Origin of the sequence: Nocardia sp. No.11 (assembly GCF_038752175.1) — a bacterium.
Classification (GTDB): domain Bacteria; phylum Actinomycetota; class Actinomycetes; order Mycobacteriales; family Mycobacteriaceae; genus Nocardia; species Nocardia canadensis.
In genome coordinates this window covers 1-16,167 of sequence record NZ_JBCGFB010000082.1, presented here as the reverse complement: position 1 = coordinate 16,167, position 16,167 = coordinate 1, and the positions used below count along the sequence as shown (strand labels likewise).

3 protein-coding genes are annotated in these 16,167 nt (G+C 72.5%); all 3 read right to left on the bottom strand.

What is annotated here, in order from left to right; translation table 11 throughout:
- Positions 1–150: 150 nt before the first annotated feature.
- Positions 151–7,545 carry an amino acid adenylation domain-containing protein gene (locus V8688_RS22030; RefSeq protein WP_342801597.1) on the bottom strand — a complete coding sequence of 2,465 codons (7,395 nt, stop codon included), beginning with the start codon at positions 7,543–7,545 and terminating at the stop codon, positions 151–153.
- A gap of 140 nt (positions 7,546–7,685) precedes the next feature.
- On the bottom strand, positions 7,686–13,766 hold the full coding sequence (locus V8688_RS22025) for an amino acid adenylation domain-containing protein (RefSeq protein ID WP_342801596.1): 6,081 nt from the start codon (positions 13,764–13,766) through the stop codon (positions 7,686–7,688).
- A 56-nt stretch (positions 13,767–13,822) separates the two neighbouring features.
- On the bottom strand, positions 13,823–16,167 hold a 2,345-nt coding region (locus V8688_RS22020), incomplete at its 5' end, for a condensation domain-containing protein (protein ID WP_342801595.1).

The following is a 16,167-nucleotide window of genomic DNA, read 5'->3' as shown; positions in this document are numbered from 1 at the left end:
CGATGCCGCCCGGATTCGACTCCACCGCCACCGACACCAGTTGCGGCAGCGACTTCCCGCGCTGCGCGGCACGGGCGGACACCCGAGACGTCCGGGTCACAACAGTCCCCTCCGTTCGACGGAGCCGACTAGCCGCTGCCCGGTCATGCACTATCCACCTATCCCATCCATCCCGACGGCCGCCCGTCGCTGCTGCGGCTGTCCGGCGTTGCCGATCATCTCACTCAGCGCGACTATCGTCGCGCCGGCGCCATCCCCCGGCGCCGCGACAGCGACCGCCGACTCGGTGAACACGTGACTCACCTCGTCGGCGCCGTCGTCGGGCGCCATCACCAACGTCGCGCCGGCGATCCCGGCCGCGACGATCTCCAACAGGCCGGCCACGGAATCCGGCCGGCCCGCCGCCCGCGTGCGCGACTCGAAGGTCAGCCCGGTCCGCTGGGCCACCCGCTCGGCGGCGCCGGCCAGCTCGTCGTAGCTCAGCGACCGGCCACCGCCGACGAAGGCCACATCGTCACCGCGCAGGGCGCGGGTGCGATGGGCGTAGCCGATCGGGCGCGGCGACTCCGCGGCCAGCTCGGCGATCAGCGCCGGGTCGGCCAGGTCGTACCAGTCCAGGCCCTCGGGGGCGTCGACGATATCGATGGTCAGGCCCAGCTTCACCTCGAGCCGGTCGGTCACCAGCCCGTCGATGGTCGCCAGCGGCACCACCGCGGCACCGGCCTTGAGCACCGCCCAGGTCGCGATCGCCGCGTTCACCCCGCGATCGAGCCGCAGCGCCACCCCGGTGCCCGGACCGGCGCCGCGCGCGATCAGTGACCGCGCCAACTGCGAAGAGCGCGCGTCGAACTCGTGGTAGGTCAGCTCGCCGCCGCCCAGGTCGAGCGCGGGTGCGTCCGGATCCTCCTCGACGGCGGCGGCCAGCTCCTGGGCCAGCGCGGCGCCGTTGGCCGAGGGCACGGGCGCGTAGTCCGCGGCGGTGAGCTCGCGTTCGCGCTCTCTGGCGTCGCGCAGGTCGATGTCGCCGACGCGGACCTTCGGGTCGGCCGCCACCGCCGTGATGATCTCGGTGAACCCGCGCGCGAAGGTCGCGACGGTGTGCTCGTCGAAAAGGTCGGTGGCGTAGGTGAACACGACGCCGAGCTCGTCCGGGTCGCCGGTCGCGGTGTGGCGGGGCTCCACATTGACCTGCAGGTCGACCTTGGCCGAGCGGGCCGCCAGGTCCATCGCCTCGATGATGAGCCCGGGCAGCCGCAGCACCGGCGTCTCGGTGTTGTGGAACGAGAGCACCACCTGGAACAGCGGATTGTGCGAGACCGCGCCGCTGGGCGCGACCTCGTCGACGATCCGCTCGAACGGCAGGTCGGCGTGGGCGAACGCGGCCAGATCGACCTCGCGGGCCAGGGTGACCAGCTCGTCGAAGCCACGCAGCGGCGAGACCTCGGTGCGCAGGGTCAGCGTATTGACGAACATGCCGACCAGGTCGTCGAGCTCCGGCTCACCGCGCCCCGCGATCGGGGTGCCGATCGCGATGTCGGTGCTGCCGGAGATGCGCGCCAGCAGCACGGCCAGCGCCGCGTGCACGACCATGAACAGCGACGCGTTGTGCGCGCGGGCGATCTCGGCCAGCCGCGCGTGCACGTCGGCGGGCAGGCTGGTGGTCACATCGGCGCCACGCAGCGAGGCGTGCGGCGGTCGCGGATGATCGTGCGGCAGGTCCACGGTGCCGACCTGGCCTGCCAGCGTGCGCCGCCAGAAGTCGAGTTGGCGTGCGGCGGTAGAGGTCTCGTCGGACTCCTCACCCAGGACCGCGCGCTGCCACAGCGCGTAGTCGGCGTACTGCACCGGCAGCGGCGCCCAGCTGGGCGAACGCCCCTCGACCCGGGCCCGGTAGGCGATCACCAGATCGCGGGCCAGCGGCGCGAGCGAGGCGCCGTCGGCGATGATGTGCTGCACCACCACGGCGAGCACGTGCTCTTCTTCGGCCAGCGGATCGGTGTCCGGGATGGTGAACAGCCCGGCCCGCAACGGGACTCGCTCGGCGACGTCGAATCCGCCTGCGAGCAGCCACATCACGCGATCGCGCGGGTCGGCGCACTCCTCGATCGGCAACCCGGTCGGCAGCACCGCGCTGACCGGCATGATCTCCTGGTAGGGCGCGCCGTTCGCGTCGGCGGGGAACCGGGTGCGCAGCGCCTCGTGCCGCTCCAGCACATCGGCGACCGCGTAGCGCAGCGCCGAGGTGTCCAGCGCGCCGCGCAGCCGCAACACCAGCGGGATGTTGTAGGCCGGGGAGTCCGGGTCGATCCGGTTGAGCAGCCACATCCGCTGCTGCGCGGGCGAGAGCGGGATGACGCCCCGGTCCTGCGCCGGGACCAGCGGCGGACGCGGCTCGGCCACCTCGCCGGGGCGCACCCGGGCGGCCAGCGCGGCCACCGTCGGCGCCTCGAACAGGTCGCGGACCACCAGGTCGGTGCCGAGCGCCTGATCGATGCGGGCGATGGCCCTGGTGGCCAGCAGCGAGTTGCCGCCGCGATCGAAGAAGTCGTCGTCCAGGCCGACCTCGGGGACCCCGAGCAGGGTGGCGAACACTTCCGCGACGCTCAGTTCGATCGGCGTGGTCGGTGCGCGGAAGGCGGCGGCCGCGGTGAACTCGGGCGCGGGCAGCGCGGCCCGGTCGAGCTTGCCGTTGGCGGTCAGCGGTAGCGCGGCCAGCACCACGACCGCGTCGGGAACCATGTAGCCGGTGAGGAATTCGGCGACCGCGGCGCGCACCGCGACCGGGTCGAGGGCGGCGCCGTCGGCGGGCACGACGTAGCCGATCAGCCGATCGCCCGCGTGTTCGTCGACGCGCACCACGACCGTGGCCTGGCCGACGCCGGGCACCCCGAGCAGCGCGGCCTCGATCTCGCCCGGCTCGATCCGGAACCCGCGCAGCTGCACCTGCTGATCGCCACGACCGCCGTATTCCAGTGCGGGCGTGCCGCGGAAACCGATCCAGCGGCCGAGGTCGCCGGAGCGGTAGCGGCGCGCACCGGGCGGTCCGAACGGATCGGCGACGAACCGGGTCGCGGTGAGCCCGGGCTTGCCGAGGTAACCGCGCGAGACCTGTCCGCCGGCGATGTAGAGCTCACCGGCGACGCCGAACGGCACCGGACGCAACCGATCATCGAGCACGGCCACCGACAGACCGGGCAGCGCCCGGCCGATCAGGCTGCTCGGCAGCTCCGTCGCCCCGGTGTCCATGGTCAGATGCGAGACATGCACCGTGGTCTCGGTGATGCCGTACATGTTCACCAATCGCGGTGCGCCGGGCCCGGTTCCGTAGCGGGCGTACCAGCGGTTGAGCTTGCGCGGGTCGAGCGCCTCGCCGCCGAAGACGACGTAGCGCAGCGGCAGCGGCGCGGCACCGGCGGCCTGGGCGGCCCGGTCGGCCTCGTCGAGCTGGGCGAACGCGGTGGGCGTCTGGCTCAGCACCGTCACCCGCTCGCGGGCCAGCAGCTCGCGGAACTCGATCGGCGAGCGCGAGGTGAAGTGATCGACCACGACCACCGACGCGCCGCCGGCGAGCGCGCACCACAGTTCCCAGATCGAGAAGTCGAAGGCGAAGGAGTGGAACACCGTCCACACGTCGTCGGCGTCGAACTCGAACAACTGCTGGGTATTGGCGAACAGCTCCAGCACATTGCGATGGCTGACGCCCACGCCCTTGGGCAGGCCGGTGGAGCCGGAGGTGTAGATGACGTAGGCGAGGTGGTCGGGCCGCAGCGGCGCGCGTCGCTCGGCCGGGCGCAGCGGCGCGGTCGAATAGCCGAGCTGTTCATCCACCAGCACCACCGGGAGATCGGCGGGCACCAGCGCGCGCTCGGCCGATGTCGTCAGCAGCACAGTGGGTTTCGCGTCGGCGAGCACGTATTCCAGTCGCTGCGCGGGATACCCGGAATCGATCGGCAGGTAGCCCGCACCGGCCAGCAGCACCGCGAGCAGCGCGATCGGCAGCTCCTCGGTACGCGGAACCGCCACGGCCACCAGGGTTTCCGGGCCCGCGCCCTCGGCCATCAGCGCCCGTGCCAGCGCCGAGGCGCGGCCGAGCAGATCGGCGAAGGTCAGCGAGTACTCCCCCGCCCGCACCGCGATCGCGTCCGGCTGCTGCTGCGCCTGCACGCAGATCAGATCGGCCAGGGTCACCTCGGGGACCGCGATGCCCGGCGAATCCCCTTCGCGCAGCACAAGTTCGCGCTCACCCGGGGCGAGCACATCGATGTCGCCCACCGGCACCGACGGATCGGCCACCACCGCGGCCAGCACCCGCGACCAGCGGTCGGCGAAATCGGCGACGGTGGCGTGGTCGAACAGATCGGTGGCGTAGACGAACGAGGCGGTCATGCCCTGCGGCGCGCCGTCGGCGCCGATCCGCTCGGCCAGTTCCACCTGGAGATCGAACTTCGCCAGCGGCACCGTGAAGTCTGCGGCCGAGACGGCCAGGCCGGGCAGCGCCAGCTCGGAGCGGGCCAGGTTCTGGAAGGTCAGCATCACCTGGAACAGCGGGTGGCGCGCGGTCGAGCGCACCGGCTCCAGCAGCTCCACCAGGCGCTCGAACGGCACATCGGCGTGGCCGAAGGCCGCCAGGTCGTCGGCCCTGACCTCGGCGAGCAGCGCGGCGAAACTGGCCGCCGGATCGACCTGGGTGCGCAGCACCAGGGTGTTGACGAACATGCCGATCAGCTCGTCGAGCGCCTGCTCACCGCGACCGGCGACCGGGGTCCCGATGGCGATGTCACGGGTGCCGGAGAGCCGGGCCAGCAGCAGCGCCAGCGCGGTGTGCACCACCATGAACAGCGTGGCGTTGTGGTCGCGGGCCAGCGCGGCCAGGCCGGCGTGCACGGAGGCGGGCACCTGGACGCTCAGCGTGCCGCCCGCCCGGCTGGCGACGGCGGGACGCGGCCGGTCGGTGGGCAGCTCCAGCTGTTCGGGCAGGCCGGCCAGGGTCCGGCGCCAGAACGCGACCTGCGCGGCCAGCAGCGACGACGGATCGGTCTCGACGCCGAGCAGCGCGCGCTGCCACAGCGTGTAGTCGACGTACTGCACCGGCAGCGGCGGCCAGTGCGGCGCGCCACCGCCGCGGCGCTCGGCGTAGGCGGTCAGCAGGTCCCTGGTCAGCGGCGCGAAGGAGAACCCGTCGGCGGCGATGTGGTGCACCACGCAGACCACGACGTGCTCACTGACCGAACTCGCGGGAGCCGCATCCGGCTCGTACTCCGCTGCTGCCTCCGGCCCGGCCGGACGCGGCTCGGTCAGCGCGAGCACCCGCACCCGCACCGGCGGCGCCGCGGTGACGTCGAAGCCGGTCAGCGCGGCCGCGGCGATGGCGTCGCTCAGCTGGTCCTCGGTGATCTCGACGACCTCGAACTCCGGCGCCGCCGCCGGATCGCCGGGGGCGAGCACCACCTGATGGCCCTCACCGTCGAGCACCACCGAATCGGCGGCCGAACCGTCCGACACCGGGTACACCGTGCGCAGCACCTCGTGCCGGGTGACCAGGTCGGCGACGGCCGCGCGCAGGGCGGGCAGGTCCAGGCGGCCGGACAGCCGCACCGCGACCGGGATGTTGTCGACGGCCGAGGCCGGATCGAAGCGGTTGAGGAACCACATCCGCTGCTGGGCGTAGGACAGCGGGATCAGCGCGGGACGCTGCTGACGGGTCAGCGGCAGCGCGTGCGCCGAGACCCGGTGCTGCTCGGCCTTGTTCGCCAGCGCGGCGACGGTCGGCGCCTCGAAGACGGCCTGCACCGGCACCCGCACATCCAGGGCGGCACCGATCCGGGCGACGGCCTGCGCGGCGAGCAGCGAGTCCCCACCGAGTTCGAAGAAGTCGTCGTCGGCGCCCACGCGGCCCGAGCCGTCGCGCAGCAACAGCGCGGCGAACACATCGGCGATCACCTGTTCGGCGGGCGTGGCCGGGGCGCGGAATCCGCGCGCGGTGAACACCGGCGTCGGCAGCGCGGCCCGGTCGAGCTTGCCGACCGAGGTCAGCGGCAGCGCGTCGAGCACCATGATGACGGCCGGAATCATGTACGCGGGCAGCGAGGTGGACAGGAATTCCGCCAGCGCCCCGGTGTCGACCGTGCGCCCGACGCGGGGCAGCACATACGACACCAGCGCGGTCGCGCCCGAGGGCATGGTCTTGCCGAGGGTGACCGCGTAGTCGAGGTCGGGGTGAGCGGTGAGGGCGTTGTCGATCTCGCCCAGCTCGATCCGGAAGCCGCGCACTTTGACCTGGAAGTCGGTGCGGCCCAGGTATTCCAGCGTGCCGTCGGGTTCGAGCCTGCGCACCAGGTCACCGGTGCGGTAGAGCCTGCCCGCCCCGAACGGCGAGGCGACGAACCGCTCGGCGGTCAGGCCCGGCCTGCCCAGATACCCCTGGGCCAGCGCGGGACCGGACAGATACAGCTCGCCGACGACGCCCGCGGGCACCGGCCGCAACCGGGCATCGAGGACGTAGAGGCCCATGCCGGGCACCGCGGTGCCGATCGTGATCGGCGCGCGCGGATGTAGCGGGGCGGTGCTGGTGGCGAGGATGGTCGCCTCGGTCGGTCCGTAGCCGTTGTGGAAGGCGCGGCCGTTGGTCGCCCAGCGGCCCACCAGTTCCGGACCGAATCGGTCACCGGCGACGACCACGGTGCGCAGGTCCGGCAGCCCGGCCGGATCGACCGACTCCAGCGCACCCGGCGTGATGAGCAGGTGCGTGATGCGTTCGCGCCGCAGCAGATCCGACAGTTCGAAGCCACCGAAGATCCGCGGCGGCGAGATCACCAGGGTCGCGCCGCTCGCGAAGGTCAGCAACAGCTCCAGCACCGACACGTCGAAGTTCGGCGAGCAAACATGCAGCACACGCGAATCCGGTTCGACACCGAAGTGTTCGCGCTCGGCGGCGACCAGCGCGCCGAGACCGGCGTGGGTGACCACGACGCCCTTGGGCTTGCCGGTGGAGCCGGAGGTATAGATGACATAGGCCGGGTGCCGATCGTCGATCTGCCGGACCCGGTCGGCGTAGCTGACAGCGTGTCCTGGACGCGCGGCGATCCGCTCCGCGACCACCGGATCGTCGAGCTCGATCCAGTACAGCCCGGTGCCGAGCGCGGCCCGATGGGTCGCGGTGGTCAGGCCGAGCGTCGCGCCGGAATCGGCGACGATGTGCGCGATCCGGTCGCGCGGGTAGGCCGGGTCGACCGGCACGTAGGCGGCCCCCGCCTTGGCGATGGCCCAGACCGCGAGCACGGACTCGATGGAGCGCGCGATCGCGATCGCGACCACGTCACCCGCGCCGATGCCCCGATCGATGAGTTCACGTGCCAGTCGCGAGGATTCCGCGTCCAGCTCGGAGTAGGTGAGCTGCCGTTCACCGCCCGGCATTCCGGTCGGGTTGTAGCGGACAGCTATCGACCCGGCCGCGGATTCGACCGCGGCCGTAAGCAGTTGACCGAACAGTGGTGCGCCGGTCGTTCGGCGGCGACCGGCACGGCCAGTGCGGCGGGGGGTTTCCACAGACCAATACACCTCTCGCGTCCGGCAGCCGAGTCGGACACAGCATAGCCACACCTATATCGCTGCCGCCGACCGTCGCCGAGGTGTGCGCCACGACACACCAACTCTCTGCAACAGAATCGTAATCTGCGCGGAGCCTGTTACGTGGGGCTATCGATGGACCGCCCGGAAATGGCGATGACCTGCGCCGTTACCGGGCCGACTGTGGTGGTGGCCACCGGGCCGAGCATCTGTTGATGACTGGCGTCGACCGGATGATCGGTGATGACCCCACTGAAATAGGGGCGCCAGCGCGAGGCGCCACCCGGCGCTTTTCCGGCTGTGCGCAGGGCCGTGAAGAAGGTGAGATCACCCACGAATCGATCCGGCGTCAGTTGGGTAACCAGTTCGACAGTGCGCAGCGCACCCCGGTACATCCCGACGAAGCGCGACAGCGAGATCGGTGTCGACCCGGCCAGCGCGCCGTGCAGCGCGGCGAGGGCGTCCGCGCCGAGACCGGCCATCCGGTCGGCGGCGGGCAATTGCTGATCGGGGATGCCGAGTTCGCGGAAGGCCTCCCGCAATTCGGCGCCGAAGTCGGCCAGATCGGCGCCGGGCACGCTGTCGAGCAGGGTCAGCGAGGCGACCGTCTCCCCCGCCGCCTGCAACCGGGTGGCGACCGCCTGCGCGAGCACCCCGCCCAGCGACCAGCCGAGCAGATGGTACGGCCCGTGCGGCTGGGCGGCCGTGATCTCGGCGAGATAGTGGTCGAGCAGCGCGTCCACGGTGGCGGGCCGGAAGTCCGGGTCGCTCAGGGCGGGCGACTGGAGCCCGATGATCGGGCGATCCTCGGGCAGATGCGGGGCAAGGCCCGCGTAGGCCCAGGCCAGGCCGGAGACCGGGTGCAGGCAGAACAGCGGTTCCCGGTCGCCGCCGCGGCGCAGCGGCAGCGTGGTCGCCAGTGCCGCGTCGAGGTCACCGCCGAGACCGGCCGGACCCGCGCTGAGCCGGTCGGCGAGCCCCGCGACGGTCGGATCGGCGAAGAACGCGGCCACGGTCAGCTCGGTGCCGGTGCGTTCCCGCAGCCGGTGCACCACCCGGGTGGCCAGCAGCGAGTTGCCGCCGAGGGAGAAGAAGTCGTCGTCGAGACCGGGCCGGGCGACACCGAGCACCTCGGTGAACACCTCCGCCACGGCGATCGCGTTGTCCCCCACCGGTTCCCGGTAACGACGCGGTTCGAGCACCGGCGCGGGGAGCGCGGCGCGGTCGAGCTTGCCGTTCGCGTTGAGCGGCAGCCGATCCAGGACGACGAAGGCGGCGGGCACCATGTACGACGGAAGCACCTGGGCCACCGCCGCTTTGGCTACCGCCGCGGTGAGCTCGGCGTCCGGGGCGGGCACCACGTAGGCGACGAGCCGGTCACCGAGCTGCGCGTCGGACTGCGCGAGCACGGCGGCCTGGGCCACCTGCGGTGTGGCCAGCAGCGCCGCCTCGATCTCGCCCAGCTCGATGCGGAAGCCACGGATCTTGACCTGGAAGTCGGTGCGACCCCGGTACTCGAGTTCACCCTCGGCGGTCCAGGCCACCAGGTCACCGGTGCGGTACATCCTGGCGCCGTGCGCGGAGCGGGACCGGACCTGGCTGTCGACCGCACCGAGGTGCTCGCCGACCCGACCGGAAACGGCGAACGGGTCGGCGACGAATCGGTCGGCGGTCAGGTCGGGGCGGCCGAAGTAGCCGCGGGCCAGCTGCTCGCCCGCCAGGTACAGCTCACCCGAGACACCCACCGGCACCGGGCGAAGCCGCGCGTCCAGGACGTAGACCCGGCTGTTCCATGCGGGCGCGCCGATCGGCACCGTCGTCCGATCGGCTGTGGTCACGCGATGATCGGTGATCGAGACGGCGGCCTCGGTCGGGCCGTACAGGTTGTGCAACGCGGCCGAATTCGTAGCCACGAAGCGTTGCGCGATCGCGGCGGGCAGGGCCTCGCCGATGGCGAGTACCCGGCGCAGCGCGGACGGGAGCGCGCCCCCGGCTTCGGTGAGCAGGGCGTCGAGCATGGACGGGACGACATGCAGCGTCGTCACCGATCGACCGGCGAGCAGGCCCAGCAGGTAGGCGGGGTCGCGGTGCCCGTCGGGCGCGGCGATCACCAGCGTGCCGCCGCACACCGCCGCCGACCAGAACTCCCACACCGACAGGTCGAAGGTGGCGGCCGTCTTCAGCAGGACCGAATCGTCGCGGCCGAGTCCGAACGCGGCGGTCTTCCACCGCAGCTGGTTCACGATCGCGCCGTGCGAGACGGCGACGCCCTTCGGCTTGCCCGTCGAACCGGACGTGAAGATCACATACGCCGTGTTCGCCGGACGCAGCACTCCGCGCCGCTCGTTCGCCGCGATCGGCTGATCCGAGAGAGCGGACAGGTCCAGCGTGTCGACGACGATCACCGGGGCCGCGCCGAGTCCGGCACCAGCGGCGGAATGTTCGCCACGCAGCGTGCCACCGGTGGCAGCCGATCCGCCCAACGCGCCCCCAGCAGCAGCCGATTCGCCACGCAGCGTGTCGCCGGCAGCAGCCGATCCGCCGCCCAATGCGCTCGTCGCGCCTGACGATTCGGCACCCGGCGCTGTGTCGGCGATGGCGGTGAATCCGGTTTCCGCCGTGGTCAATACGCAGACGGGAGCGGCGGTGTCGAGCACGTGACCGATCCGGTCCGCCGGCTGCGACGGGTCGACCGGCACGTAGGCGGCACCGGTGGCCGTCACCGCGTACATGGCGACGACGAGATCCACGGACCGTGGGATCGCCAGCGCGACACGGTCTTCCACGCCGACACCCTGCGCGATCAGATGTCGCGCCAGCCGATGGACACGCGCGGCGAAATCACGGTAGGTCAGCGGCGCGCCGTCGGGATCGATCAGCGCGACGCCGTCGGGGTTTCCGGCGACGGTCTCGGCGAACAGCGAGGCCAGGGTGGCGGGCGGACAGGGATGTCCGGTCGCGTTCCAGCCGTGCAGGATTCGCTCGCGCTCGGCGTCGGAGAGCAGGTCCAGCTCGTCGGCGGGCCGCTGCGGCGCGGCCGCCACCGCCGCGAGCACCCGGGCGAAACGATCGGCGTAGCCGCGCGCGGTCGCCTCGTCGAACAGGTCGGTGGCGTAGGTGAACACCCCGCTGATGCCCTGGGCGACGCCGTCGGCGTCGTAGGTGTCCGCGACGACCGCGTGCAGGTCGAACTGCGATACCGCCAGGTCCACGTCGACGCCCTCGACCGCCAGCTCCCCGAGCTCGAGGCCGGTCCTGGTCAGGTTCTGGAAGGACAGGCCCACCTGGAACAGCGGGTGCCGCGCGGTCGAGCGGGCCGGGTTGATCGCCTCGACCAGTCGCTCGAACGGCAGGTCGGCATTGGCGAAGACCTGCAGGTCGGTGTCGCGCTGGCGGGCGAGCAGCGCGGTGAACGGCTCCCCCGGCCGCAGCGTGGTGCGGAAGACCAGGGTGTTGACGAACATGCCGATCAGGTCGTCGAGGGCGGCCTCGCCTCGGCCCGCGATGGGTGTGCCGATCGCGAGGTCGTCGGTGCCCGCCAGCCGGGCCAGCGTCACCGCGAGCGCGGTGTGCACCACCATGAACAGGGTCGCGCCCTGCTCGTGCGCCAGCGCCAGCAGCGCGCGGTGGGTCGCGGCGTCGACCTCGATCGGCACCCGGCCACCGGCGAAGGACTGTACGGCCGGACGCGGCCGGTCGGCGGGCAGGTCGAGCTGATCGGGCAGGCCGGCCAGCGCGTCGCGCCAGTAGGCCAGCTGGGCCGAGGCCAGCGACCGCGGGTCGTCCTCGCTGCCGAGCAGGGCGCGCTGCCAGAGCGCGTAGTCCGCGTACTGCACGGCCAGCGGGGCCCAGTCCGGTGCCGCGCCCGCCGAGCGCGCGGCGTAGGCGAGCATCAGATCCCGGGTCAGCGGGGTCAGCGAGGAACCGTCCCCGGCGATGTGGTGCACCACCACGGCGAGCACCGACTCGTCGGGGCCGAGCTCGAACAGCGCGACCCGCAGCGGCACCTGGCTGCGCACATCGAAGCCGGACGAGCCGAGCGCGTGCATCGCCGCGCCCAGCTCGGCGGGTTGGATCCGGTGTACCTCCAGCTGTGGGGTGGCCGCCGACTCGGGCAGCACCCGCTGGATCGGACCGTCGTCGGTCTCGGGGTAGACGGTGCGCAGGGTCTCGTGCCGGGCGACCAGATCGCCGACAGCCGCCCGCAGCGCGTCCACATCGATCGCGCCGCCGAGCCGCACCGCCATCGGGATGTTGTAGGCGACCGACTCCGGGTCGAACTGGTTGAGGAACCACATCCGCTGCTGGGCCAGCGACAGCGGAATCCGTTCCGGCCGTTCGGCGGCCACCAGCGCGGGACGCGCGCCTGCGCCCGCGGATTCGGCCAGCCGCTGGGCCAGCGCCTCCACCGTCGGCGCCTCGAACAGCAGCCGGACCGGGAAGTCGGTGTCGAGCGCGGCGCCGAGCCGGGCGGCGACCTGGGTGGCCAGCAGCGAGTTGCCGCCGAGGGCGAAGAAGTCGTCGTCGAGGCCGAGCTGGGTGTCCTCGCCGAGATCGAGCACCTGGGCGAAGGTCCCGGCGACGATCTGTTCCACCGGCGTGGTCGGGGCTCGGAACGCGGCGTGCTCGAGCACCGGGGCGGGCAGGGCCCGCCGGTCCAGCTTGCCGACCGGGGTCAGCGGGATGGTGTCGAGTTCCATCAGCACGGTCGGCACCATGTGCGCGGGCAGGCTGCGTTCGGCGAAGGCCGTGAGCGCGGCGGTATCGACGGTCGCGCCCGGCGCCGCGTGCACATAGGACACCAGAATCGTGGCGCCACTGTCGAGTTCGTGCCCGACGGTGGCGGCGAAGTCGATGCTCTCGTGCGCGGAGAGCACCGCGTCGATCTCCCCGAGCTCGATCCGAAAGCCGCGGATCTTGACTTGGAAGTCGTTGCGGCCCACGTATTCCAGCGCGCCCTCGGCGGTCCAGCGGACCAGGTCACCGGTGCGGTAGAGCCGGGAACCGGCCGGGTCGAAGGGATTGGAGACGAAGCGCGAGGCGGTGAGACCGGGGCGCGCGTGGTAGCCGCGGGTCAGCTGGGCACCGGTGATGTAGAGCTCGCCGGTGACGCCGGGCGGGACGGGGCCGAGCCGGTCGTCGAGCACGTATTCGGCGACTCCGCGCAGCGGGCCACCGATGGTCAGCGGATCACCCGGCTTCAGCGGCACACTGATGTTGACGACGATCGTGGTCTCGGTGGGCCCGTACACATTATGGAACTGTCGCAGGGTGCCGTCGGCGAGCGGAATCGCCCAGCGCCGCAGCAGATCCGGCGGGACCGCCTCGCCGCCGACCGCCACCACCCGGAAATCGTCGAGGCCATCGGGATCGATCGAGGCCAGCGCGGCGGGGGTGATGAACGCGTGGCTCACCCGTTCCCGGCGCAACAGCGCGGCCAGGTCGTCGCCACCGTAGACACTCGGGTCGACGATCACCATCGTCGCGCCGGCGCCGACCGCGAGCAGCAGCTCCAGCAGCGAGGCGTCGAACGAGGGCGAGGCGAAATGCAAGGTGCGCGAATCGATATCGATGCCGTAGTGCAGGCGCTGTTCCGCGCAGAACCCGGCCAGCCCGGCCTGGCTCACCGCGACACCCTTGGGCAGGCCGGTGGAGCCGGAGGTGTAGATGACGTACGCCAGATCCTCGGCGCGGATCTGGCGCAGCCGGTCGGCATTGGTGACCGGGTCACCGGCGACCTCGTCGAGCAGCGGGGCGATGCCCGCGTCGTCGATGACGAGCCAGTCCACCCGGGTCGGCAGCCGGTCGGCGACCGCCGCGACGGTCAGCCCGAAGACCGCGCCGGAGTCGGACACCATGTGCGCCACGCGATCCGGCGGATAGTTCGGGTCCACCGGCACGAAACCGGCGCCGGTCTTGGCGACCGCCCACACCGCCAGCACCGACTCGATCGAGCGCGGGATGCCGATGGCCACCAGATCACCGGCGCCGATCCCGCGCTCGATCAGCAGCCGCGCGATCCGGCTCGAGCGCTCGTCGATCTCGGCGTAGCTCAGGCTGCCCAGCGTGCGCGTGGCGTCGGCGAGCACCACCGCGACACCGTCGGGATTGGTCTCCACGGCGGTGGCCAGCAGCTGCGGCAGCGCGGTCACCCTGGCGCGGCGAGTGCGCACCGGGCGCGTCCGTACCGGTCGTGTCATCGCGATTCCACCTCACCCATCACCGGAACTCGTCGCCCCGTCACCACGGTCACGGCTCAGGCCACCGACGGACGCGGGTCCCCGAGCACCAGCACGACCTCGGCCGGACCGGGGTTGCCCGGCGCGGCGTCGTCGGCGATCACTGCCTGCAAGTCGTCGAGCCCGGCGGTGTCGAGTGCCTCGAGACCGGCCCGGTCGCCGAACAGATGGCTCACCCACTCCTCGGCCAGCGCGGCCGACAAGTCGTCGCCGGCAGTCTGCGCCAGCACCATCGACGCGCCGGCGACACCCGCGGCGACCGGCTCGACGAGGACGGCGAAGCTGTCGGCCGCGGCGGTGCCGAAGGTGCGCGACTCGAAGGTCAGCGCCGCGTCGGTGCGCACCCGCGCACCCGCCGTGGCCAGTTCGTCGTAGCTGCGGACCCCGTCGACGCCGACGAAGGCCGGGTCACCGCCGCGCAGTGCCCTGGTGCGGTCGGCGTAGGTCACCGGGCGGGCCGACTGGGTCGACAGCTCGGTACGGATCGACGGATCGTCGAGGACCACCCACTCGAAATCACCGTCCGGCGTCACGCCCGCGGTGATGCCGATCTTGGCCGCCGGTTCGGCGGGCAGCGCGCCGGCTCCCGGCGCGGGCAGCACGGCCGCACCGGCCTTGAGCACGGCCCACACCGCGACCGCCCAGTCGACGCCGCGCGGAAGATCAACGGCCACACCGGCACCCGGACCGAAACCACGGCCGATCAGCAACCGCGCCAACCGCGAGGACCGGGTGTCGAGCTGCTCGTAGGTCAGCGAATCGTCACCCCAGACCAGCGCGGGACCGTCCGGGTCGTCCTCGGCCGCGGCGGTGAACGCCTGCGCCAGCGTGGTACCGCCCGACGGCGCGGCAGGCGCGGGCGCCTGCGCGGCCCCGGCGAGCAGCCGGGCCCGCTCCTGCTCGTCGAGGATGTCGATATCGCCGACGCGGATCTGCGGGTCGGCGGCCACCGCGGTCAGGATGCGGGCGAAGCGCTCGCCGATGGTGCGCACCGTGGCCTCGTCGAACAGGTCGGTGGCGTAGTTGAACAGGGTGACCAGCTCGTCCGGCGCGCCTTCGGCGGTGAACCGGGGCTCGACGTCGACCTGCAGGTCGAACTTGGCCGCCACCGCGGTCTCCAGCGCGGTCACGCTGAGGCCGGGCAGCTCGAGCGCGGCCGCTTCGTTGTTGCTGAAGGTCAGCGCCACCTGGAACAGCGGATTGTGCGCGCTGCCCTTGCCCGGCGCGACCACCTCGACGACCCGCTCGAACGGCAGGTCGGCGTGGGCGAAGGCGCCCAGGTCGGTCTCGCGGGCCAGATCCACCGCCTCGTCGAAGGACCCGGCCGGGTCCAGCGCGGTGCGCAGGGTCAGCGTGTTGACGAACATGCCGACCAGCTCGTCGAGCGCGCGCTCACCACGTCCGGCGACGGCGGTGCCGATGGCGATGTCGGTGGTGCCCGACAGCCGCGCCAACAGTACCGCCAGGGCCGCGTGCACGACCATGAACAGCGACGACTTGTGTTCGCGCGCGAGGTGGTTCAGCCGCGCGTGCACCTCGGCGGGCAACCGCAGCTCGGTGGTGGCGCCCCGCAGCGTCGGCGTCGCGGGACGCGGACGGTCCTGCGGCAGCTCCAGCAGCGGCGGCACCCCGGCGAGCTGGGTCCGCCAGTAGTCGAGCTGGGCGGCGGCGACCGAGTCCGGGTCGTCGTCGGCGCCCACGACCGCGCGCTGCCAGAGCGCGAAGTCCGCGTACTGCACCGGCAGCGGCGTCCAGGCCGGAGCCTGCTGCGCGGCGCGCGCGACATAGGCGGTCATCAGGTCGCGGGCCAGCGGGGCCAGCGACGCGCCGTCGGCGGAGATGTGGTGCACCACGAACACCAGCAGCCAGTCGGCCGACGATCCGTCGGTGAGCAGTCGCGCCCGCACGGGCACTTCCCTGGTGACGTCGAACCCGGCCTCGGCCAGCGCGGCGGCGCGGGCCAGGACCTCGGTCGTGGTCTCCACCTCGAGCCCGGCGGGCAGCACCTCGGCGACGGGCAGGATCTCCTGGACCGGGCTGCCGTCCACCGGCGCGCCGCGATCGACGGGCCCGGAGGAGGTAGCCGACGGTGACCACGCAGGGCCCTCGGACGCGGCGCCGTTGCACACCGGGAACCGGGTGCGCAGCGACTCGTGCCGGGTGAGCACGTCGGTCACCGCGGCGTCGAGCGCGGCCACGTCGAGCGCGCCGGTCAGCCGGATGGCGAACGGGATGTTGTACGAGCCCGACGCCGGGTCGAGCTGGTTGAGCACCCACATGCGCTGCTGAGCCAGCGACAGCGGAATCCGTTCCGGCCGTGCGGCGGCCACCAGCGCGGGCCGGGCCGCGGCCCCGCCGACCG